Raw genomic sequence first — 23,022 nt, forward strand, 5'->3', positions numbered from 1 at the left:
AAATTAAAAGCCGAGGTTAAGACCAACCGTGAACGTGCGTGGGCGGGGGTAAATCGTCTGGTCGATGCCAACCGTGGGCTGCGCAACCCCAGTGTTCGACGAGGCCGGAACGCTCACTATTTCAGGGTCAATACCCTTGTAATTGGTGATTACGAATACGTTCTGAACTGCAAACGAAAGACCTAAGTTCGTGCCCTTCTTAACGAGCTCGCCGAAGTTGTAGCCGATGGTAGCATTCTGCATGCGTAGGAACGAAGCGTTCTCCACAAAGTAGTCGGAGAAGTACTGGGCCGAGGTAAAGCCGGAGCTCAACACTTCGCGGTTGCGGTTAACCAGAAAGTTGTTGGTGCTGGCGTCATAAAAAGAGCTGGCCCGCACGTTGTTGTATACGTAGTTGCCTAGGTTAGCGCGCAGCGTAAAGGCCATGTTAAAGCCTTTGTAAGTAGCATTGGCACCACCGCCCAATATCCAGTTGGGGCGGGCCGACTTGTAGCGGTAACGGTCCAGGCTATTGATAGACCCGTCGCCGTTGCGGTCTACGTACACGCCTTCGAGTGGCTTGCCGTTGGTGTCGTAGGCCTGCTGGTACACGTAGAACGTCTGAGCCGCGGAGCCCACCGAATTCACTTGAATCGTGTTGCCCACGCCACCCGAAATGCCACCAACCTGCTGGCCTACGTCGTTGGGCGAGTCGGTATTAGTGAGCTTAGTAATGCGGTTCTGGTTGTAAGTAGCGTTCGCATTTACGGTGATGCTTAGCTCATCGGTTTTTACTACGTCCAGGTTGGCCACCAACTCTACCCCTTTGTTGGTGAGCGAGCCCACGTTGGAGTTGACATAGTTGGAAAGATTCTGAAGCGCGCCCAATTGAACAAAGTTGATTAGGTCCTTGGTATCGCGCTGGTAGGCGTCAATCGAGCCGTACAGACGGCCGCCGAAGAAGCCGTAGTCCAGGCCCACGTTGTAAGTCGTCGTCGTTTCCCAGGTGATGTTGGGGTTGTAGGCGTCGGAGCGCAGCGTGCGGTAAAAGGTGTCGCCCAACTGATACTGCGCCTGCTGGTTGCTAAGCGACAGGTTAGCCAGGAAGGGATAGAAGTTGCCGCCCAGGTCCTGCTGGCCGGTCTGGCCGTAGCCAACGCGTATTTTTAGGTCAGAAATAGCCGAGGAATTTTTCAGGAATTCCTCGCCTTTCAGGCGCCAGGCAAAGGCACCCGATGGAAAGTAGCCAAACTGACGGCCAGAGGGGAAGCGGGAAGTAGCATCGGCGCGAAACGTCCCCGTAAACAGGTACTTATCGGCAATATTGTAATTGAGGCGCGAGTAGAAGCCGATGAGCACGTTCGTGTTGAGGTACGTGTTCTGGCCGCTGTAGCTCAGCGATACGGGGGCGTAGATGCTGCCATCGGCCCGGCGGTCGTCAAACACGTAGGTGCGGTTCTCAAACTTCTGGTACGAGTAGCCGGCCAGGAACTCGAGGCGGCCCGGCCCTAGGGTGCGCTCATACTTGCCGTAGGCTTCGAGCAGGTAGTTGTTGAGGTCCTGCGTATAGTTGTTGTTCTCGCCGTTGCGCACGTAGCTGTCGGCGGCGTTGGCGGGCACGTAGGTAGTGCCACGGCCGCGCTGCACGTCGTAGCCCACGTTCAGGTTGGCGCTCAGGCCCGGCACAAACGGAATCTTGTAATCAAGCGTCAGGTTGCCGAGGCTGCGCTTCACGGTGCTGCGGTCGCGGCGCAGGTCATAGAGCGCTACCGGGTTGCGGGTGGCCAGCGTGTTAAGGGTGCCGTCGGGGTTCAGCGACTCATAGTAGCCGCCAAACGCCGAATACCGCGTGCCATCGGCGCGCACGGGCTGGGTGGGGTCAAACGAGGTGGCGGCGCCCACGGCGTCCTGGTTCGAGAAGTTATTGTCAATCCACGAGCCTTTCAGGTTCAGGGCCACCCGCAGGCTGCCTTTGAAGAGCACGGGCGTCAGGCTCAGCGAACCGGTGTAGCGGGTCAGGTCGTTGCGCTTCAGTAGGCCCTGCTGCGAGAGGTAACCCACCGAGGCGCGGTAGGGGAGGTTGCCGGCGGCGCCGCTCACGCTCACGTTGTTGTCGGCCGAGTAGGCGGGGCGGTAGATTTCGCGCTGCCAGTCTGTGTTGGCGGTGCCCAGCACGGCGCGCTGGCCGCTAGTGCCGTTGGTGTTCACCAACGAGCGAAACTCGGCGGCGCTCAGCACATCGGCGTATTTGGACACGGTAGCCACCGACTGCAGGGTCGAGGCCGTTACGTGTACCTCTTCGCCCACCACGCCGCGCTTGGTCGTCACCAGAATCACGCCGTTGGAGGCACGCACCCCGTAGATGGCCGTCGAAGAGGCATCTTTCAGTACCGTAATGCTCTCAATGTCATTAGGGTTAATCTGGCTCAGCGGGTTGCTGGCGCCCGAAATCGTCGTGTTGTCAACCGGCACGCCATCGATAATGATGAGCGGCTGATTGGAAGCCGACAGCGACGAGCCGCCGCGAATCAAAATCTGGCTAGCCGCGCCGGGGGCGCCGCCGCCGTCCGTGATTTGTACGCCGGCCACCTTACCCTGCACGAGCTGCTCGGGGTTGGTTACCTGACCTTTCACGAAGGACTTCGACGAAATCTGCTCCACGGCGCCGGTCAGGTCCTGGCGGCGCTGGGTGCCGTAGCCCACTACCACGGCCTCACCGAGCTGGGTGGCGCTTTCGCTCAGGGCCTGGGCGGGCACCGTGAGGGTTTTGCCGGCGCCCACCGCAATCTGTTGGCGCACCGTGGTGTAGCCCACGAAGGAAATAATGAGTACCCGGCCGCCGGCCGGTACGTTCGGAATCGTGTAGTTGCCCTCTATGTCGGTGGTGCTGCCAAGCTGCGTGCCTTCAATGACGACCGTTACGCCCGGAATGCCCTCGTTTTTAGTGTCCGTGATGCGGCCCGTTACCGTGCCGCCGGTGCCTTGCGCCCAGGCTGCCCCTAGGGGGCCTGCTAAGCTGAGCAGTAAGAAAAGCAGAAACCGGAGTTTCGCCAGGTAGGGTTGTTTCATAAACAACGAATAGGGTGGGGAAAAAGTGGAAAAAAATAATCCGGAAGGAAAGGGGAGCGGTAAACAGCTAGCAGCCCGGAGAAGGTTTTTAAAAACGGTGGCTTTTCCGAAAATATCCGGCCTGCTGGCTCCTCAATTTAGGTGGCCCAGCACTTGACGCCCAGGTTAACGAAATCGATTCCGCAAAATTAAGTATGCCGGCGCCGAAATGGTGCATTGGCCAGTAGGCAGCCGAAATATTCATACTTTAAGTATGCTAACTCCTAGGTGTATTGCGGCTGGCCAGCCGGCGTGGCGGCGTGGCTCCACCCTACCTAGGGCGCTAGTCGGCTGGCTGCCAAGAGGGCAGCGGCGGCCCACCCGGCTGGTGAGCCAAACCCAGAAAACCCCCGCCCCCCAAGCCCCCGTTACTGGTGGGTGGGCTGCCTGCCCGCCCGCGCTGGCTAAGGAAGCCGGGCGCGGGTGGGGCGGCATCCGGCTTCTGGCAGTAGCTTTGGCTTTGGGTGGTGGCAAAGAGCCAGTTCGTTGCGCAAACTCACACCAGTTTTGTACTTTTGACCGATTCTGCGCTGCTATGAAGTTTCCTCTTTTCTCCTTTCTCGTGGCTTTGGCCCTGCTAGGTACCGCCGCAGGCACGGCCAAGGCCCAAGCCCGGAAGCCAGTGCCCGGCAAGGCACCGGTCAAAGGCAAGCCTGGGGTGAAAGCCCCGCCGCCCCCGCCGCCCCCCGTGGAGACGGCCCGGCGCGTAGTAGAAGCAGAAGCTAAGCCGCCGCTCGTCATCAACAAAATAAAAATAAAAGACCCCGTCCTGGTTTTTTACCAACAGGCGGCCCCCGGCACGGCCGTGCAGCAGCTGCTGATGGAAGAAAAAAACCTGGCCCTGCTCAAAACCACCTCGCTCGAAGAGCTGGTGGCCCGCCGCGAAGTGTTTGTGGATGGCCTGGGCAACTACTCGCCGCCCGGCCAGGCGCCCGATGATGAGCGCTTCCGCCTCACGGGGGTGAGCCTGCTGGCCAACAGCGAGAAGCGCTACTCTGCCCCCGATGGCCGCAGCACCTACGTGCGCCTGAAAGTGCCCAGCCCCGGCGAGCTGTACGTGGTGCGCGAGTCGGCCGAAGAGTACCGCCACTTTGTGAGTGGCCCGCAGAAGCGGGGCTCGCGCATTGACTTTGAAATCAATGGCCTGCCAGGTGTTGACTCGGTGCGGGCGGCGTACACGCTGCGCAAGATAGACCTGTCGGAGCGCGGCGCCGGCGGTGGCGAGGTTATCCGCTAAAATGATGAGGCAGCTGACCGATGCCATTGCGCAGCACGTGCTCGATGTGCACGAGGGCAACAACTGGACGGAAGTAGCCATCGGGCCCACGCTGCAAGACGTGACCTGGCGCGAGGCCACGACCCAAACGCCGGCCTCGCCTAATACCATCGCTAGCCTTTTGCACCACCTCACGTTCTGGAACCGGGTGATGGTGCGGCGCGCTCAAGGAGTAGGTACGGAAGTAGGCGCGGCCAACGGCTTTGATATCCCGGCTATTCAAAATGAGGCCGACTGGCAAGCTTTGCAGGCCGACAACCGGCAGTCGGCCCAAGAACTGGCGGCCGCCATTCGCGCCTTTGATGAGGCCAAGCTGCCGGCCCCCATTTTGCCAACCTACGCCTCTGCCTACAAGAACTTGCAGGGCGCCGTGGAGCACCTGCACTACCACCTAGGACAACTGGTGCTACTAAAAAACCTAGTGCGTAGCACCCATGAGCCAGCTTAGCTCCCGGAAAGCGCTACTGGTGGCGAGCTTAGCCGCCGGCCTAGGGTGCCAGCTGGCTAGCGCCCAGGCCACGCTGCGGCTGGTGCCCGGCCCGGCGGTAGTGGTGGGCCAGCAGCTATACGTGGCGGGCTCTTTCAACGAGTGGAACCCCGCCGCGCCCGGCTTTGCCATGCGGCCCCAGCCCGATGGCTCGTATCAGCTCACGTTGCCCGCCGCCGTTCAGGGGCCCCAGGAGTTCAAGTTTACGCGCGGCTCGTGGCTTACCAGCGAGGCCGATAGCAGCTTCCGGCCCCGGCCCAATCGCCGGGCCGATTTTGGGACCGGGCCCCGCACGCTTACCTTTCTGGTAGCCGCCTGGCAAGACCAGCGCCCCGGTGGCCCCGTTGCCGTGCCCCCCAAGCCCCACACTGCCGCGCCTAACGTGCGCATCTTGGCCGACTCGTTTCGGCTGCCGCAGCTAGGTGGGCGGTCGCGCCGCGTTTGGCTCTACCTGCCGCCCGGCTACGCCACTTCCAAGCGCCGCTACCCGGTGCTGTACTTGCACGACGGCCAGAATATCTTTGACGAAGCCACGGCCTACGCCGGCGAGTGGGCCGTAGATAAAACACTTAACCAGCTGGCGACCAGTGGACAGGACCCCGCGGGCTGCGTGGTAGTGGCCATTGACAATGGCGGCGAGCGCCGCCTCGACGAATATTCGCCCTGGGTAAACGAGCGCCTCAAGAAAGGGGGCGAGGGCAGCCAGTACGTCGAGTTTCTGGTGCGCACCCTCAAGCCTTATATCGACCAGCACTACCGCACCCGCCCCGACCCGGCGCACACCGCCATTATGGGCTCTAGTATGGGCGGGCTCATTTCGCTGTACGCAGGCGTGAAATACCCCGCCGTGTTTGGGCGGGTGGGGGTTTTTTCGCCGGCTTTCTGGTTTGCCAAAGACTCGGTGCTGGCTTTTGTGCGGCGGCGGCCCGCCCCCAGCAAAAGCCGGTTCTACTTTCTAGCGGGCCCGGCCGAAGGCCCCAGCATGGTGCCGCAGATGGCCGAAGTGCGCGATGCCCTGCTGGCGCGCGGCCTCAGCCCCGCCCGCATCGCCTTCCAGACCCCCGCCGATGGCCAGCACGCCGAATGGTTTTGGCGGCGCGAGTTTGGGCCCGCCTACCAGTGGCTATTGCTAAAATAGGATAATTAATAAAGTTTCCCCGAAATAAAGCTCAACTAATTGCACAATTTAGTAAGCCGCGTATATTTGCCCTCGATATGACCGGCCTCTCCACCATGTATTGCCTAGTGATTAAGCGACCCAATCCGGGTCTCGGAATCGCGCGGCATAGCCGGCCACCAGGGAAATAACCAGATGCTTTCCCTTCTAGCCTCAAACTAAGCTTTAGCCCGATTCCTTCGACAGGAATCGGGCTTTTTTTTTACTTTTTACTTCGCGACGCACCATGACCCTCCACTTGCTCGCCCGCCCCCACCACCCCACCACGCCCGCCTCGGGCATGGTCTGGAAAATGCTCTTCGACCGCCAGCACGCGCTGCTGCACCGGCGGGCGTGCCCGGCCTTTGCGGCCGGGGTGGCGGCCCTAGGGCTACGCCGCGAGGAAGTGCCCCAGGTGGGCCGCCTGAGCCAGCTGGTGCAGCAGCGCACCGGCTGGACGCTGCGCCCCGTGGGCGGCCCGCTGTCCGAGGCTGCCTACTACGCGGCCTTGGCCCAGCGCGAGCTGCCCCTGGTGACGCGCCTGCGCACGTTTGCCGAGTTTGACCGCCCGGCCCACGGGGTTGACTTGTTTTCGGAGGTGATGGGCCGGCTGCCTTTGCTACTGGAGCCCGGCTACGCCCAAGCGCTGGAAGCCCTGGGCCAGGCCTGGGCGCTGGCCACCACCCCAGCTGCCACGGCCCTGCTGCGACGCTTCACCCAGGCCACCTTCGAGCGCGGGCTGCTGGCCCCCGCCGGCGAGCGCCCCCAGCTCTACGGCGCCACGCTGCTGACGTCGGCCCACCACCTGCACGCGGCCGCGGCGGCCGAGCCCGCGAGCTTGCAGCCCCTGGCTGGCGCGGTGCGCCAGCTGCGGCTCCTAGGTGCCCCCGCCACCGAGCTGGCGGCCGGGGCCACTGAGGCGCAGCCCTACTTTGTGGCCCGCGACTGGGCGCAGCTGCTCGCCGAGGTGCAGCAGCTGGTGGCCGAGCTGGCCCCGGCTCCCCGCCCGGCCCTAGGGCTGCACACGCTGCCCCATGCCGCGATAGAAGCGGGCAGCCGGGCCAGCAGCTTTGCCCACCGCCCAGCCGAGCTGCGGCAGGCTAGCTAAAGCCTACAAGGCTATTCTGTAGTTAATAACCATCAAAAAGCCTGCCTCCTAATCTTAGGAGACGGGCTTTTCTACGGCCGCAAGGTAGAAAATCGACTACGCCTTGAGCCGGGCCTTGAGGTAGGCCAGGGCGCGCTGGTGGGCGTTGGCAGCCAAGGCCTGGTCGTATTTGGGGTTGGAGGGGTTGGCGAAGGCGTGCACGGCGGGGTATTCCTTCACGGTTACCTTCTTGCCGGCCGCGGCCATGTCCTTCTCAAACTGCGCCACAATGGCGGGGCTGATGCCCTTGTCCTGGTCAGCAAAGAGCCCTAGGACGTCCGAGTTCAGCGTTTTGAGCTTGGCCACGTCCTTCTCGGGCATGCCGTAGTACATGACGCAGCCCACCGTTTGCTTGCCACCCAGCAGGGCGCTTTGCAGGCTCCAGCCGCCGCCAAAGCACCAGCCCACCGAGGCAAACTGCGCCTTGGGGCCGGCATACAGCTGCGCGCCCTTGATGATGGCTACCGCGTGGTCAGTCTTAATGCTTTGCATCAGCTTGCCGGCTTCTTCGGGGGTGGTGGCTACCTGGCCATCGTAGAGGTCCACGGCCAGCACGTTCACGCCGGGCATTTCCTCGGCAAAGCGGGCGGCCTCCTTTTTGATGTAATCATTCAGGCCCCACCATTCCTGGTACACAAACAGGTACTTGTTGCTGGGCTTGGCGCTCTTGATTTCGAAGGCGTGGCCGGTCTGGCCGTCGGCGGTTTTGAACTCTATCATCTGGCCTTCACCCGCGTAGGAGTAGGGCAGGGGCGCGTCGTGGCCGCCCACAAAGTCTTGGTCGCTAGCCAGCATGGCGAAGGCTTCGGTGGCGCTGGCCGTGGCTGGCCGGGCGCAGCAGCTCAGCACGGGGGCAGCGGGGCCCTGGGCGAAGGCGTTGCCAGCGGCGAAAACGGCCGCAATGAGGAGCAGAATTTCTTTCATATAAGAGGAGGGAAAGTTGGGAAGACGGTGCCATAACAGTTGACAGGGCGAATGTTACCGGGCCTTAGGTTGCCGTTTTGCCGCCGCGGCCCGGCATCAGCAAGGAGCTAGGCCGCATTTCAAAACCTGCGCAAACCAAGAAAAAGCACTTTCTTCGTAGCCGGAATCGCCTGAGCTGTATTTCCTCTTTACTAGCCCCACCCCCCTATGTCCCTCCTTCAAAGCTGGCGCTGGTTTGGCCCTAACGACCCCGTCAGCCTCGCCGACATTCGCCAGGCCGGCGCCACCGACGTGGTATCCGCCCTGCATCATATTCCGAACGGGCAGGTGTGGCCGGTGGCCGAAATCCGGGCGCGCCAGGCCCTGGTAGCGGCGGCCGGCCTCACGTGGAGCGTGGTGGAGAGCGTGCCCGTGCACGAAAACATCAAAACGCGTACCGCTGATTTTCAGCGCTATATAGCCAATTACCAAGCCTCTATTCGCAACCTGGCGGCCTGTGGCATCCGCACGCTCACCTACAACTTCATGCCCGTGCTCGACTGGACGCGCACTGACTTGGCCTATGAAGTAGCTGATGGCTCTAAGGCGCTGCGCTTTGAGAAAGCTGCGTTTGTGGCCTTCGACACCCTGCTGCTGCGCCGCCAGGGGGCAGAGGGCAACTACTCGGCTGGCGAGCTGGCCGCGGCGCGCCAGCGCTTTCAGCACATGAGCGTGGCCGACCGCCAGCTGCTGCAGCGCAACATTATTGCCGGGCTGCCGGGCAGCGAAGAAAGCTTCACGCTGGCGCAGTTTCAGCAGGCGTTGGATGCGTACGCGGGCATTGATGCTGCGAAGCTGCGGCAGCATCTCATCCTGTTTTTAGAGGAAATAATTCCGGTGTGCGAGGAGGTGGGCGTTAACCTGGCTATCCACCCCGATGACCCGCCGTTCCCCATCTTAGGGCTGCCGCGGGTGGTGAGCACCGCCGCCGATGTGCAGGCGCTCTTCTACGCCGTGCCCTCGCCGCGCAATGGCTTGTGCTTCTGCACCGGCTCGTTTGGGGTGCGCGCCGATAACGACCTGCCGGCCATGGTGCGCCAGTTTGCCGACCGTATTCACTTCATTCATTTGCGCAGCACGCAGCGCGATGCGCAAGGCAACTTTTACGAAGCCAACCACCTAGAAGGCGACGTGGACATGTACGGCGTAATACGCGAGCTGGTGCTGCTGCTGCGCCAGCGCCAAGTGCGCCTACCCATGCGCCCCGACCACGGCCACCAGATGCTCGATGACCTAGGTAAAAAAACCAACCCCGGCTACTCAGCCATCGGCCGCCTGCGCGGCCTGGCCGAGCTGCGCGGGCTGGAGCTAGCCATCAGCCGCAGCATAGGGTAGCATTAGGGCAGGTAAAATGATAAGTGTAGGGTAAAAAGGAGTAGTCTCTCCTTCTTACCCTACACTTATCATTTTACCTCACACTGGTTGCGAAGTACGCTGGCGCCAGAGGTAACACGGCGGGTAGTGCAGACCTAGGGCAGCCGCGAAGCCGATAGCTGCACCGAAGAGTACAGGAGAGTTTGCGTAGGGCAGGGCGCCTTCTTGCGGTCCTTCTGCCTCCCCACCCAACCTACTCTTCCCATGAGAAACTACCTGACTGCGGCGCTGCTGGGCGCGGCAGTAGCGTTGCCCACCCTAGGCGCCCGCGCCCAGGCCCACCTCGAAACCGGCGGCCAGCAGCCCATGCCCACCGCCGAGTGGGTAGACCAGGCCACGGGCCACAAAGTGCAGCGCCTCACCCCGCTGGATGGCACCAACGCCGGGTTTTATTTCCACAATAACCCGTTTCTGAAAACCGCCGCCGGCCAGGACGAGATGGTGTTTTACCACACCGATGCCCAGGGCCAGCAGCTGCGCCTGCTGAATCTGCAAACCCGGCAGGTGCGGCCGCTCACGGGCTACTACAAGCGCATCGTGGGCGAAATAGTGGCCCCGCGCAGCCACGACGTGTACTACCAGGTCGAAAACCAAGTGTACGCCGTGAATGCCGACACGCGCAAAAACCGCAAAGTCTACACCTTTCCGAGCGATTTTCCGGGGAGTATCTCGACGCTGAATGCCGACGAAACGCTGCTGGCGGGCTCCCTAGGGGGCGCCGAGGCGCGCGAAATTTTCAAGCAGTACCCGGCCAAAAGCGACTTCTTCGACCGCATCTACAATGCCAAGGTGCAGCATATTCTGTTCACCATCAACACGAAGACCGGCAAGCGCGCGGAAATTTACCAGGAGAACACCTGGCTGGGTCACGTGCAGTTTTCGCCCACCGACCCCGACCTGCTCATGTACTGCCACGAGGGGCCCTGGGGCAAGGTCGACCGCATCTGGCACATCAGCATCAAAACCCGCCAAACCAAGCTGATGCACCAGCGCACGGTAGACGGCGAAATCGCGGGCCACGAGTTCTTCAGCCCCGATGGCAAAACCATCTGGTTTGACTTGCAGCAGCCGCGCAGCGTCACGTTTTACCTGGCGGGCGCGCCCGTGGCGGGCGGCCCCGAGCAGCGCTACCAGCTGCAGCGCAACGAGTGGTCGATTCACTACAACATCTCGCCCGACCAGACGCTCTTCGCCGGCGACGGCGGCGACCCCGGCCAGGTAGCCAAAGCGCCCGATGCCCAGTGGATATACCTGTTTCGGCCCGCGGGCGACCAGTTTCGGGCCGAGAAGCTGGTGAGCATGGCCCACCACGGATACAAGCTGGAGCCCAACGTGCACTTCTCGCCCGATGGCAAATGGGTGATTTTCAGAGCCAATTTCGAAGGCAAAGAGCAAGTGTACGCCGTAGAAATCGCCAAGGCCGCTTCGTGACTCAGTGTAGCTTGGACTTTATAGTCAGAGCGCAGCGAGCATCCCGCGCTTAGGTCAAGATTGTGCCAACGCTCTCAAGCGCAGATGCGAGCTGCGCTCGCGCTCGGACTCGCAGAGTCCAAGCTACAGGCTGAATTGAACTAGCTACGATGCCCGCTAGGCCAGCAAAATATTACTATAACTAAGCCACCTCCCCACCGTGAACCGCTGGATAACGTTCTGCCTAGCCCTTCTCCTCGCCGCCCCGGCCACCGCGCAGCAGCTACCTAAGAAGAAGGAAGTCCTGAAGAAAATGACGCGGGCCAACGCCTACTTCATGCAGCAGTGGCCCGACCCGGGCAAGGAGATTATGACCAATAAGCTGCGGCCCAGCCATATCTGGACGCGCGGCGTGTACTACGAAGGCCTGATGGCGCTCTACGGCCTTGATAAAAAGAAGCAGTACTACAACTACGCCGTCGACTGGGGCCAGAAGCACCAGTGGGGCCTGCGCAACGGCGCCACCGGCCGCAACGCCGACGACCACTGCGCCGGCCAAACCTACCTCGACCTCTACCAAATCGACCCCCAGCCCGAGCGCATCCGGGAGCTGAAAGCCGCCGTCGACAACATGGTGCACAGCGACAAAAACGACGATTGGTGGTGGATAGACGCCCTGCAAATGGCCATGCCCGTGTTTGCCAAGCTCGGCGTAATAACCAAAGACACTGCCTATTACGGTAAGATGTATCGCCTATACAGCTACGCCAAGCTCCAGCAGGGCGGCCACGGCCTCTACAATGCGCAAGACAGCCTGTGGTGGCGCGATAAAGATTTTGTGCCGCCCTATCAGGAGCCCAACGGCCAGGACTGCTACTGGAGCCGTGGCAACGGCTGGGTCGTGGCCGCCCTGGTGCGCGTGCTCGACATCATGCCTAAAGATGCGCCCTACCGCGCCGAGTATGAGCAAACCTACCTAGCCATGATGAAGGCCCTGCCGCGCCTCCAGCGCCCCGACGGCTACTGGAACGTGAGCCTGCACGACCCCACGCACTTTGGCGGTAAAGAGCTGTCGGGCACGGCGTTGTTTGTCTACGGCATGGCCTGGGGCGTGCGCCAGGGCCTGCTCGATAAGGCCAAGTATCAGCCCCTTATCGTGAAAGCCTGGAACGCAATGGCCACCGAATGCATGCACCCCGACGGCGCCCTAGGGTACGTGCAGGGCACCGGCAAGGAGCCTAAGGACGGCCAGCCGGTGAGCTACACCAGCAAGCCCGACTTTGAAGACTACGGCCTAGGTTGCTTCCTGCTGGCCGGCAGCGAAGTGTATAAGTTGAAGTAAAAGAGCAAAAACGCCAGATTAGCATGACGGCATAGTATTCTATGAAAAAACCACTCGCCTTTGCCCTTGCCCTAGGTGCGGCCGTTCCCCAATTGGCGGCCCACGCGCAGGCGCCCGCCTGGCCCGCCATCACGCAGCAAAACCGCCCCTGGACGCGCTGGTGGTGGCAGGGCAGCGCCGTGAATGCGCCCGACCTGACGCACCTGCTGACGCAGTACGAGCAAGCTGGCCTGGGTGGTGTCGAGATAACGGCCATTTATGGCGTGAAAGGCGCGGAGAGTCAGTTTATTGACTTCATCTCGCCAAAGTGGCTGGATATGCTGAGTCACACCCTCGCGGAGGGCAAAAAACTGAACCTAGGCGTCGATGTTGCGCAGGCGTCGGGCTGGCCCTTCGGCGGGCCCTGGGTGACGCCCGCCGACGCCTGCAAGTACGTGGCCTACCAGACGTATTCGGTGAAAGGCGGCGAGCAGCTGCCCGAAAAAATCAGCTTTATGCAGAAGCCGATTGCCACCGCCGTCGGCCACAAGGTGGATATCAAGCAGCTGAAGGACCCCGTAGCCACCAACGCCAACCTGCAAGCGCTGGCCCTAGAACAAGTGCGTTTTGAGAAGCCGCTGCCGCTACAAGCCCTCATGGCCTACCCTGAAAAAGGCGCGGCTATCGACCTGACTGCCAAAGTAGACGCTGCCGGCAAGCTCACCTGGACGGCCCCGGCCGGCACCTGGACGCTCTATGCCATCTTCCAGGGCTGGCACGGCAAGCAGGTAGAGCGTGCCGGCCCCGGCGGCGAGGGCGACGTGGTAGACCACTTCTCCAAAATGGCTACCCAGCATTATTTGCAGCGCTTCGACCAGGCGCTTAAAGGACGCGAGGTCAAAGGTATCCGGGCCTTTTTTAACGATTCGTACGAGGTAGATGACGCGCAGGGCGAAGCCAACTGGACGCCGCTCATGTTCAGCGAGTTTCAGCGGCGGCGGGGCTACGATTTGCGCCAGCACCTGCCCGCCTTATTTGCCAAAGCCAGCGCCGACGAAAACGCCCGCGTGCTTACCGACTACCGCGAAACCATTTCGGAGCTGCTGCTCGAAAACTACACCCAAACCTGGGCCAACTGGGCCCACGGCTACGGCACTAAAATCCGCAATCAGGCCCACGGCTCGCCGGCCAACATTCTGGACCTCTACGCCGCCACCGACATCCCGGAGACTGAGGGCGAAGACCTCACCCGCATCAAGTTTGCCTCGTCGGCCGCCCACGTCACGGGCAAGCCGCTTACTTCGGCCGAAACCGCGACCTGGGAAAACGACCACTTTCTCTCGAAGCTGAGCGACGTGAAAAAGGCCGTGGACCGCATGCTGCTCGGCGGCGTCAACCACGTGTTTTACCACGGCACGGCTTATTCGCCGCAGGCCGCCGCCTGGCCCGGCTGGCTGTTTTACGCCGCCGTCGAATTCAATCCGCAAAACCCGTTCTGGCAGGACTTCAGCCAGCTAAACCGCTACGCAGCGCGCTGCCAAAGCTTCTTGCAAGCCGGCCAGCCCGCCAACGACGTGCTACTCTACCTGCCGCAGTATGATGCCTACCAGCGGCCAGGCAAGGTGCTCTTGCAGCATTTCGACGGCATCGAGCATGGCTTCAAAGGCTTGCCCATCGACGCCACCAGCGAGCTACTGCTCAAGCAGGGCTTCGGCTACGACTTCATTTCGGATAAGCAGGTGCAGCAGGTGCAGGCCAGCGGCACCGGCCTGCGCACCAGCGGCGGCGCGCAGTACCGTACCATCTTGGTGCCGGCGGCGCGGGCCATGCCGCTGGCCACCTGGCAGCATTTGGTATCGCTGGCGCAGGCGGGCGCCACCGTGGTAGTGCAGGGCCAACTGCCGACCGACGTACCCGGCCTAGGTGACCTCACGCAGCGCCAAGTCGCTTTTAAGAAGCTGACGGCCCAATTGCAGTTCAAACCCGCTGCGGGTGGGCAGCGCGCTACCGTAGGTAAGGGCGCTTTCCTCCTGGGTGCTGATGTGGCGCAGCTGCTGGCTCAAGCCGGCGTGCAGCGCGAAGCGCTCGTAGACAGTGGCTTGCAGGTTGAGCGCCGCCTCACGGCGGGCGGCCACACCTACTTCCTGGCCAACTGGAGCGACCAGCCCGTGCATGCCTGGGTGCCGCTCGCCACTGCCGCCAAAGCCGCCAATCTCTACGACCCCATGACCGGGCAGCTGGGCGTAGCCGCCCTGCGGCAGTCGGCCCAGGGCCGGCCCGAAGTGTACGTGCAGCTAGCCCCCGGCGGCTCGTGCCTGCTCGATACGAAAGCCGCCGCTGCTACTGGTCCCGCCTATGCGTACTACCGCCCCAGCAGTGCGCCGCAGCCCCTGGCTGGACCCTGGGAGGTGCGCTTTGTGTCGGGCGGGCCGGTGCTGCCCGCGCCGCTCCAGCTCACGCAGCTCGGCTCCTGGACCAAGCTGGCGGGGGAGGCCGGGCAGAAGTTCGCTGGCACGGCCTCCTACACTACCACGTTTGCCATGCCAGCGAGCGGCGCCGAGGGCTATCTACTCGACCTAGGCCGCGTGGGGCAGAGTGCCCGCGTGCAGCTCAACGGCCAGGACCTAGGTACCCTGATTGGGCCGGCGTACCAGGTATACGTGCCTAAAAATCAACTGAAAGCCACGAATGCGTTGGCCGTGAGCGTCAGCAACGGCATGGCCAACCGCATTGCCGATATGGACCGCACCGGCCAGGAATGGAAGAAGTTTTACAATGTAAACATGGCCGCCAAGCTCAAGGAAAACCGCGGCACCGACGGCCTTTTCACAGCCGCGCCGTGGTCGCCCATCGAGTCGGGCCTGCTGGGTCCGGTGACGCTGACGCCAGTAGCCGCGGGCGGCCCGCCCCTCTAGTAGCTTGGACTTTGTAGTCGGAGCTACTGCGTTGGTCCCTGAACAATAAATAATCTTACTGTTTAAAAATGGAAGAACTAGCCTTCACCATGCAGCTCAAGCCTGGCGTAGTGGCCGAGTACCAGCGCCGCCACGATGAAATCTGGCCCGAGCTAACGGCCGCCCTGCATGAAGCGGGCATCCGCGACTACTCCATCTTTCTGGATGCGGCCAGCGGGCGGCTCTTTGGGGTGCAAAAACGGCTGCCGGGCCACACGGCCGACGCGCTGCCCGGCCTGCCCGTGATGCAGCGTTGGTGGGCGTACATGGCTGACCTGATGGACACGAATGCCGACAACTCGCCGGTGGTAACGACCCTGACGCGGGTGTTCCATCAGGAGTAGGCGGGTTGGTCTATCGCTCCATTTTGTCCGCTGGCAGGTGAGTGCGGGTAGGTGGCCTGGCCCGCTGGCCGCACCTTTGAAACTACTACCGGCCCGCTGGCTAGCGCGGTCGATTCTCTGCTCTGATGAAACTCTTTCCCACCCGCGTACTCCCCGTATTGCTATTGGCGCTGAGTGCCTTTGTGCACCCCGTCGCCCCGGCCGCCGATGCCGACCCCGCCTGGGTGAAGCAAGTGGGAGCCAAGACGATACCCACGGCCAAAGCCACTTTCGCCGCCGCCAAGTACGGCGCCGTGGGCGATGCTAAAACCCTGAATACCCAGGCGCTGCAAAAGGCCATTGATGCCGCGGCTAAGAAGGGCGGCGTAGTCACCCTGGCCCCCGGCCAGTACCTCACGGGCTCGCTGTTTTTGAAAAAAGGCGTGGAACTGCACCTTGATAAAGGCGTGACGCTACTCGGCAGCCAGGAGCTCAAGGACTATCCCGAACTGAAAACCCGCGTGGCCGGCATCGAGATGGTGTGGCCCGCCGCGCTCCTCAATATCCTTGACCAAGATAACGTGGCCATCACGGGCGAAGGCACCGTGGATGGCCAGGGTAAAGTATTCTGGGACAGCTACTGGGCCATGCGCAAGGACTACGACAAGAAGGGCCTGCGCTGGATAGTGGACTACGACGCCAAGCGCCCGCGCCTGCTGGTAATGGCTAATTCGAGCAACATCACCATCAAGGGCGTGACGCTCCAGCGCTCGGGCTTCTGGACGGTGCACGTGCTGTACTCGAAGAACGTAACGGTCGACGGTATCACCGTCCGCAACAACCTAGGTGGCCACGGCCCCAGCACCGATGGCATCGACATTGACTCCAGCTCCTACGTGCTGGTGCAGAACTCCGATATCGACTGCAACGACGACAACTTTTGCCTGAAAGCCGGCCGCGACGCCGACGGCCTGCGCGTGAACCGCCCCGCCGAGTACATTCTGATTCAGAACTGCGTGGCCGGCGCTGGCGACGGCCTTTTCACCTGCGGCTCCGAAACGTCGGGCGGCATTCGCCACGTCATTGCCCGTAACCTCAAAGCCAAGGGCACGAAGGTGGGCATCCGCATTAAGTCGGCCCTCAACCGAGGTGGCACGGTGGAAGATATCCGGGTCGATAACATCGAAATGGACGGCGTGGGTACGGCCATCCTGCTCACTATGAACTGGAACCCTGCCTACAGCTATTCCACGCTGCCCGAAGGCTACACCGAGGCCACGCTGCCCGCCCACTGGAAAGCCATGCTGACCAAAGTGGACCCCGAGAAAGGCCTGCCGCATTTCCGCGACGTGGTTATCAGCAACGTGAAGGTGCAGAACGCCAAAATCGCCATCTCGGCCGAAGGCCAGCCCAACTCGCTGCTCGAAGGCATGACCCTCGACAACGTGACCATGACCGCCGCTACCGCCGGCGGCCTCAGCTACGCCAAAGATTGGATTATCAAAAACGTCAATATCACGGCCCAGGACGACGAACCTATCGCCGTGCAGAATAGCTCAAAAATCAAGTTTTGAGCCCTAGGTACTTGAAAAGTGGATAAATTGTGAGAAGCCGCTCCCGATGGAAGCGGCCTCTTTTTTGTATCCCCTTTAGATAGCCCGCGCCGCCGTGGGCCCGCCGCAAACTTTTCTATTTGACAGCAGCCAGACTTTTTTTGGCGAATGCGGCAGCGGCTTCATTAAGCTGCTGAGTTGAGAGGGTTTTGTCGCCTTCGTCAATCAGAATCCGGTAGCGGAATGTCACCGACTCGCCTTTTTTGAGCTGGAGATTTTTGGCTGACTTTCCATCAGTAAATACCTTCTCGCCGAGTGGGTTGGCAGCAAATAAGCCGTAGCCGCGCGCGTGCCAAAAGGTTGGGTAGTTTGGGTTTTGGGGATAGTCTAGAATGGCTACCGTGACGGAGTCGGCGCCCATTTTGCCGTATACTTTGCACCAGGCACCGCGGGTACTCCAGGCGTCGTTGCCGCGCTTGCCGGCGCTGGTGAGGTAGTTGCCGTTGGCCACGTGGTCGGTGCCGGCTTTTACCGTCGTCACGATGCCTTTGCTATCGGTAAATTGCTGGTCCTGAGTGCTGGGGATTTGCAGCTCGTGGGCCAGGCGCAGGCCCAGCAGGCCATCTTTGGCATCGGTGAAGGTGACGTCGCGGTCGGCTTTGAGGGTGGTGACGCGGTCGATGGTGCGCGCTCGGCCGGTGCCGCTAAACTCGAAGCGGGTGGTTTCCTGCAGCAGCACCTCGTTTTGCTGGTTGGTCCAATTGGCGTGGTAGGCCAGCGTGCCGGTGGGCCCGCTGCTGGTGCTCACAATCCGGTCGGTTTTAATCCAGCCGTAATTGGCTTTTTTCTCTTTCGGAATGGCGTAGGAGTTGTTCCAGAAGTCCAGCCCGTTCACGTTCTCGAAGTTGAACCAGGTACCGATGTGGTGCGGGTGGTCGGTAGGGTCGCCGGGCCGGGGGGCGAGCGGAAAGCTGCGAGTTACGACGGTGCCGTTGGCGGCGCGCAGGGGGTAGAGCACCGGCTTCTCCAGCGAGTCGGGATACAGGAAGCTGGTGAACAGCTGCTCGCCTACAAATACGTCAATCTTTTGGGCCTTGGCGTCTTTGGTCACGCGCACTGGCTCGGCTTGCTGGGCCGCGGCTTCCAAAAAGCAAGTTGCTAGCAGCAGCAGGGTGCCGCCGGAAAAGATAGGTCTGGTCATCGGGTGGGGAATAGGAGAGAGGGTGATAGTTGGACACGTTGCCGCCGCTTAGCGCATGTAGCGTGGCAATGTAGCCTAGAATTTACGGCACTTGCTAGGTGCGAGTGGCGCTAGTGGGTTGTGAGCACCACAGTACATTATTCACCAAGACTGGTCGCTCACTACCTAGGGAGAGTACTAGTGCAATTCTAAGCAAATATTCGGTTTTGGCTCTCCTGCGCCGTACTGGCTGGCGGCGATAGGCTAGGAGAATACCTGCCGCAACTTGCTTTTTACCAAGGAGCGTAACTTGTCCGCTCGCTAGGTGGCTGAGGCAGAAGCTAGGTAATCTAGGAAGTCAATTCGGCACTTATTTTACCATTTCTAGTAGCGTGTTTAGGAATTGCCATAACCCTCGTTTCTGTCAGGTGAGCATGACTCGAAATTAAACGTGTCCTAGGTCTACTGCCTCGTACGGCATCTCGCAGACCGGTAAATATTAGCCTTCTTAACTCGTCGTGTTGCACTGTCTCTTCCTTGCGTTTGGCCTGTGGTTGCTACCCCCTAGGGAGGCTGCGTTGCGGGCATTTCAGCTCACTGGTTACGCGCAGGGCACCACGTATGCCATTACCTATTACGCCGCCGATAGCGCCGTTACGAGCGCCGATGTGGCCCACCAACTGGCGGAGATTGACGCCTCGCTGTCGCTCTATCAGCCTGGTTCGCTGATTAATAAGTTCAATGCAGCGGCCAGGGGCGTAGTAGCCGACCGGCACCTCAAGCTGGTCGTGGGCAAGGCGCTGCGGGTGTACCAAGACACTGATGGGCTGTTCGATGCTACCGTTGAGCCCCTGGTGCGCGCCTGGGGTTTCGGCACCCAGCACACTGATGCGCCGCCGTCGCCGGCTACCATCCAGGCCATACTGAAGGGGGTAGGGTCCGATAAGCTGCACCTGCGCGGCGACTCGCTGGTGAAGGACCAGTCCGCCGTGCACCTCGACCTCAACGGCATTGCCCAGGGCTATACCGTGGATGTGCTGGCGGCCTTGCTCGAGGGCCGACACATTCGCAACTACTTAGTGGAGCTAGGCGGCGAAATTCGGGTGCGGGGGCGAAAGTTTCCGAGCCGTGAACTCATGCGCATCGGTATTGAGCGGCCCGATACTAGCGACGTGCCGGCCACGGGCATGCAGCAAGTTATTCGGCTAGCAGCGGGCGGCGTGACTACCTCGGGCAATTACCGTAAATTCAAGCGCTGGGGCGCCGTGAAAAGCGCGCATCTTATCGACCCTAAAACAGGTTACCCCTTTCAGAACGAGTTAATCAGCGTAACGGTTGTGGCCCCCGACGCGCTCACCGCCGACGCCTACGACAACGCGCTGATGGGCATGGGCCTGGCTAACGCGCTGGCTTTTTTGCAGCGCCACGCCAGCCTGCAAGCTTACTTGATTTATCAGCGCCCCGATGGGGCCGTGGCCACTGCGGCCACGCCTGGGTTTCAACGCTTACTAGTGCACGAGTAATGGACTTTCCAAGACGAGATTTCCTCAAAAAAACGGGCTTGCTGACCAGCGGGCTGCTGCTGCACCAAGAGCTGGCGGCTGCCTTCGTGGCCCCAGTGGCGGCTGGCAAGCTCAAAATCGGCATCATCGGCTGCGGCGACCGCGGTAAGGGCCTGCTCAAGGTATTGCAGGAACTACCTGATAAGTTTGAGGTAGTGGCCCTGTGCGACGACCTGCCCTTTCGGCTAGCCGAGGCGCAGAAAATGGGCTCGGGCAACAAGGCGAAAACCTACGCTGACTACCACGCCCTGCTGGACGCGCGCACCGTGGAAGCCGTGATAATTGCTGTGCCGCTGAATCTGCATTTTCAGGTGGCCAAGGATGCGCTGGCCGCCGGCAAGCAGGTGTACCTGGAGAAGACCATGACCTACGACATTCCGCAGGCCCTGGAGCTCGTGCGGCTGGCGCAGTTGCGGCCCAATCAAACCTTGCAGGTGGGCCACCAGTACCGCTATTCGCCGCTGTACTACCGCGTGAAGCAGATGATTAAGCAAGGCTACCTCGGCAAGGTGACGCAGATTGACTGCCGCTGGGACCGCAATGGTAGCTGGCGGCGGCCGGTGCCCGAGCCCAACCTAGAGCGCAAAATCAACTGGCGCATGTACCGCGAGTATTCGGGCGGCCTAGCGGCCGAGCTGCTCTCGCACCAAATGGATTTTATCAACTGGGCCTTCGACACCCACGCCGACGAAGTATTTGGCACGGGCGGCATCGACTACTACAAAGACGGCCGCGAAACCTACGACAACGTGCAGGTGATGGCCCGCTACGCCCAGGAAGGCATTGTGGGCAACTTCGGGGCCACCTGCGGCAATGCCCGCGACGGCTACCTCTTTAAGCTCAAAGGCACGAAGGGCACCATTTCGCTGCTCGTCGATGAAGGCGTGTACTATCCCGAGAAGGATACGCTGAAGCAGTACGGCACCGTGGACGGCGTAACGGGCGCCACCAAAATTACCTGGAACAAGGACGGCGGCATCCCGATTACGACCGGTGTCGAACCCCTGCGAGACGGCTCCTGGTACGCGCTGAATGATTTTTACCGCGCCGTGCACGAGAAAAAACTACCCGACTCCAACGTCTTCACTGGCGCCCGGGCGGCGTGCACCGTGCACCTGGCCAACCACGCCATCTACAACCACACCATCGAGAAGTGGCGAACTGAGTATAACCTTACCTAGGCGCGTTTTGGGAGTCCAAGAAACCCGGCTGTCAGACGAGTCTGACAGCTGGGATGCTTAGGTTTTTGCTTACTGACAGCTGGGATGCTTAGGCGCTAATAAACAAGCACTACCAGGCTGCGCGCCCCGTGCGCGCCAATCACCAGCGATTGCTCGATATCAGCCGTTTTGGAGGGGCCGGCGACGAACATGCCGTAGCCACCCGGCCCGGCCGGGAGCCGGGCGTAGGCTTGGTGCATGGTGGCCACAAGGTGGCGGTGGTCGAGCACCAGGGCTAGGTGCTGCGTCACGGTGGGCAAGGCGCGGTGCAGCATATTGGCCTCGGGTAGCCACACAGCGCCGTTTTCGGCCACGCCAAACTCGACAGATAATACCGCCAGGTCGACATCGGCCAGCACGTCGGTGGGCGTGTGCTGGTCAATAGTGAGCGTGGACGGGAAGAGGGGCGAGGCGATGAGCCGCGCCTCGGGCCAGAGCTTGTGCACCGTAGCCGGTAAATCGGCCAGCGAAGCCAGCCGCACCACCTCGCCGCCTATGCTGGCCAGCACCGTGCCGAAGCGCTCCAGCGAGTCGTCGCCCCAAAAATCGGGTACGGTGGGCAGGGGCATTTCGGCGGGTTTGTTGGCGCGCACGGCGGCCAGTATGCGGTCGCGGGCGCTGCTCATGCGTTGGACTGGGGCTGGTTTTGGGCGAACCACTCGCGGAAGCTCTGCTGGGGCGGCTCGGGCAGCTCGCGGGCAATGGCCCAGGCATTCACGGTCTGGTTGTGAGTGAGGCCGTAGGGCAGTAGGCGCAGCGCCCGGCGGCCCAGCGAGCCGCTGAGCTTGAAGGCAGTAGGGCTAGCCAGCAGCCGACCCATAAACTTGAGGCCCAGCTTTTTGGCCGTGGGCAGGTGGTTGGCCTCCGACACGATTTGCCGCCACTTGTAGAGCTGCACGTGAATATCAATTTTGACGGGGCACACGTCGGTGCACGAGCCGCAGAGCGTGCTGGCGAAGGGCAGCGTGCTATGCTTTTTGAGGTTGATGTTGGGCGAAAGGATGGAGCCAATCGGCCCCGGCACTGTGAAATCGTAGCTGTGGCCGCCGCTGCGCCGGTACACCGGGCAGGTATTCATGCAGGCCCCGCACCGAATGCACTTGAGTGAGGCCCGAAAATCGGGCCGGCCCAGCTGTTGCGTGCGCCCATTGTCCACGATGATAACGTGCATCTCGCGGCCGGGCATCGGCTTGGTATAGTGCGAGGTGTACGTCGTAACCGGCTGACCGGTAGCGCTCCGCGCCAGCAGCCGCGTAAACACTCCTAGGTCGCTCAGGCGCGGAATCAGCTTCTCGATGCCCATGCTGGCCACGTGTACCGGCGCCAGGCTCACGCCTAGGTCGGCGTTGCCCTCGTTGGTGCACACCACCACCGAGCCCGTTTCGGCAATGGCAAAGTTGACGCCCGTGAGCGCCACCTCGCCGGCCAGGAACTTGGCGCGTAGGTGCTGCCGGGCGGCTTCCGTGAGTTGCTGCGGGTCGGTGAGACCTTCGGCGGTACCTAGGTGCTTGAAAAACGTAGCGCCCACGTCTTCCTTCTTCAAATGAATGGCGGGCAGCACGATATGGCTCGGCGGCTCGTCGCGCATCTGGATAATGCGCTCGCCTAAGTCGGTGTCAATTACCTCGATACCTTCCTTAATTAGGTACGGGTTGAGGTGGCATTCCTCGGTCAGCATCGACTTGCTCTTGACTACCCGAGTGGCGCCCCGCGCCCGAATGATGTCGAGCACGATGGCGTTGTGTTCTGCCGCGTCGGCGGCCCAATGCACGCGCACGCCGTTGGCCTGCGCAGCGGCCTCAAACTGCGTTAGGTACTCATCGAGCCGGCTCAAGGTGTGGTCTTTAATGGCCGAGGCCAGGTTACGCAGCTCCTGAAACTCGGGCACGGCGTACACGGCCTTGTCGCGTTTCTGACGCACAAACCACAGCGTTTCGTCGTGCCAGCTGGTGCGCTCGTGGTCGAGGTTGAAGGCCTCGGCGCGGCTGGCGTGGGTGAGGTAGGACATG

Annotated in this window: 17 protein-coding genes; 12 read left to right on the forward strand and 5 right to left on the reverse strand. The window is 61.6% G+C overall.

Annotation, left to right across the window (positions count from 1 at the left end; all coding sequences use genetic code 11):
* Window positions 1-3: 3 nt before the first annotated feature.
* On the reverse strand, window positions 4-3,048 hold the full coding sequence (locus tag ACFSDX_RS22455; protein ID WP_382317694.1) for a SusC/RagA family TonB-linked outer membrane protein: 3,045 nt from the start codon (window positions 3,046-3,048) through the stop codon (window positions 4-6).
* A gap of 574 nt (window positions 3,049-3,622) precedes the next feature.
* Between ACFSDX_RS22455 and ACFSDX_RS22460 the strand changes: the two genes are divergently transcribed.
* From ACFSDX_RS22460 to ACFSDX_RS22475, 4 genes are all read left to right on the forward strand, one after another.
* Window positions 3,623-4,324 (forward strand): hypothetical protein, encoded by a 702-nt coding sequence (locus ACFSDX_RS22460; protein ID WP_382317696.1) that lies wholly within the window; start codon window positions 3,623-3,625, stop codon window positions 4,322-4,324.
* Between the two features lies 1 nt (window position 4,325).
* On the forward strand, window positions 4,326-4,811 hold the full coding sequence (locus ACFSDX_RS22465; RefSeq protein ID WP_382317698.1) for a DinB family protein: 486 nt from the start codon (window positions 4,326-4,328) through the stop codon (window positions 4,809-4,811).
* Complete coding sequence (locus tag ACFSDX_RS22470) at window positions 4,798-5,988, forward strand: alpha/beta hydrolase-fold protein (RefSeq protein ID WP_382317700.1); 1,191 nt, start codon at window positions 4,798-4,800, stop codon at window positions 5,986-5,988. Before ACFSDX_RS22465 ends, ACFSDX_RS22470 begins: the two co-directional genes overlap by 14 nt.
* Before the next feature lie 265 nt (window positions 5,989-6,253).
* On the forward strand, window positions 6,254-7,114 hold the full coding sequence (locus ACFSDX_RS22475) for a hypothetical protein (RefSeq protein ID WP_382317702.1): 861 nt from the start codon (window positions 6,254-6,256) through the stop codon (window positions 7,112-7,114).
* A 96-nt stretch (window positions 7,115-7,210) separates the two neighbouring features.
* On the opposite strand, the gene ACFSDX_RS22480 is transcribed toward ACFSDX_RS22475, so the two are convergent.
* Window positions 7,211-8,077, reverse strand: coding sequence for a dienelactone hydrolase family protein (locus ACFSDX_RS22480; RefSeq protein WP_382317704.1), 867 nt, complete (start codon window positions 8,075-8,077; stop codon window positions 7,211-7,213).
* A gap of 207 nt (window positions 8,078-8,284) precedes the next feature.
* Between ACFSDX_RS22480 and uxuA the strand changes: the two genes are divergently transcribed.
* The 6 genes from uxuA to ACFSDX_RS22510 all read left to right on the forward strand — a co-directional run bounded on the left by uxuA (window position 8,285) and on the right by ACFSDX_RS22510 (window position 17,072).
* A complete protein-coding gene (gene uxuA / locus ACFSDX_RS22485) occupies window positions 8,285-9,451 on the forward strand; it encodes a mannonate dehydratase (protein WP_382317706.1) in 1,167 nt (388 codons plus the stop codon).
* 243 nt (window positions 9,452-9,694) lie between these two features.
* On the forward strand, window positions 9,695-10,921 hold the full coding sequence (locus tag ACFSDX_RS22490) for an oligogalacturonate lyase family protein (RefSeq protein ID WP_382317708.1): 1,227 nt from the start codon (window positions 9,695-9,697) through the stop codon (window positions 10,919-10,921).
* Between the two features lie 199 nt (window positions 10,922-11,120).
* Window positions 11,121-12,242, forward strand: a complete 1,122-nt coding sequence (locus ACFSDX_RS22495) for a glycoside hydrolase family 88/105 protein (RefSeq protein ID WP_382317710.1) — start codon at window positions 11,121-11,123, stop codon at window positions 12,240-12,242.
* Window positions 12,243-12,283: 41 nt separating this feature from the next.
* Window positions 12,284-15,136 (forward strand): glycosyl hydrolase, encoded by a 2,853-nt coding sequence (locus ACFSDX_RS22500; RefSeq protein WP_382317712.1) that lies wholly within the window; start codon window positions 12,284-12,286, stop codon window positions 15,134-15,136.
* Between the two features lie 68 nt (window positions 15,137-15,204).
* Entirely contained in the window at window positions 15,205-15,519 is a 315-nt protein-coding gene (gene rhaM, locus ACFSDX_RS22505) for an L-rhamnose mutarotase (RefSeq protein ID WP_382317714.1), read from the forward strand.
* Between the two features lie 125 nt (window positions 15,520-15,644).
* Window positions 15,645-17,072, forward strand: coding sequence for a glycoside hydrolase family 28 protein (locus tag ACFSDX_RS22510; protein WP_382317716.1), 1,428 nt, complete (start codon window positions 15,645-15,647; stop codon window positions 17,070-17,072).
* A 115-nt stretch (window positions 17,073-17,187) separates the two neighbouring features.
* Here ACFSDX_RS22510 and ACFSDX_RS22515 read toward each other — a convergent pair whose 3' ends face one another.
* A complete protein-coding gene (locus tag ACFSDX_RS22515) occupies window positions 17,188-18,252 on the reverse strand; it encodes a DUF6807 domain-containing protein (RefSeq protein ID WP_382317718.1) in 1,065 nt (354 codons plus the stop codon).
* A 497-nt stretch (window positions 18,253-18,749) separates the two neighbouring features.
* Here ACFSDX_RS22515 and ACFSDX_RS22520 point away from each other — a divergent pair, with 497 nt between their 5' ends.
* Window positions 18,750-19,754 (forward strand): FAD:protein FMN transferase, encoded by a 1,005-nt coding sequence (locus ACFSDX_RS22520; RefSeq protein ID WP_382317720.1) that lies wholly within the window; start codon window positions 18,750-18,752, stop codon window positions 19,752-19,754.
* Complete coding sequence (locus ACFSDX_RS22525; protein WP_382317722.1) at window positions 19,754-20,974, forward strand: Gfo/Idh/MocA family protein; 1,221 nt, start codon at window positions 19,754-19,756, stop codon at window positions 20,972-20,974. The genes ACFSDX_RS22520 and ACFSDX_RS22525 overlap by 1 nt, the downstream gene beginning before the upstream one ends.
* A 95-nt stretch (window positions 20,975-21,069) precedes the next feature.
* On the opposite strand, the gene ACFSDX_RS22530 is transcribed toward ACFSDX_RS22525, so the two are convergent.
* Together ACFSDX_RS22530 and ACFSDX_RS22535 are read right to left on the reverse strand one after the other, a co-directional pair.
* Window positions 21,070-21,639, reverse strand: a complete 570-nt coding sequence (locus ACFSDX_RS22530; protein WP_382317724.1) for a LutC/YkgG family protein — start codon at window positions 21,637-21,639, stop codon at window positions 21,070-21,072.
* Window positions 21,636-23,021: a lactate utilization protein B gene (locus tag ACFSDX_RS22535; RefSeq protein WP_382317726.1), complete on the reverse strand. Its 1,386-nt coding sequence runs from the start codon at window positions 23,019-23,021 to the stop codon at window positions 21,636-21,638. The genes ACFSDX_RS22530 and ACFSDX_RS22535 overlap by 4 nt, the downstream gene beginning before the upstream one ends.
* Between the last annotated feature and the right edge of the window lies 1 nt (window position 23,022).

This window comes from Hymenobacter bucti (assembly GCF_042681145.1).
Taxonomy (GTDB): Bacteria; Bacteroidota; Bacteroidia; order Cytophagales; family Hymenobacteraceae; genus Hymenobacter; species Hymenobacter bucti.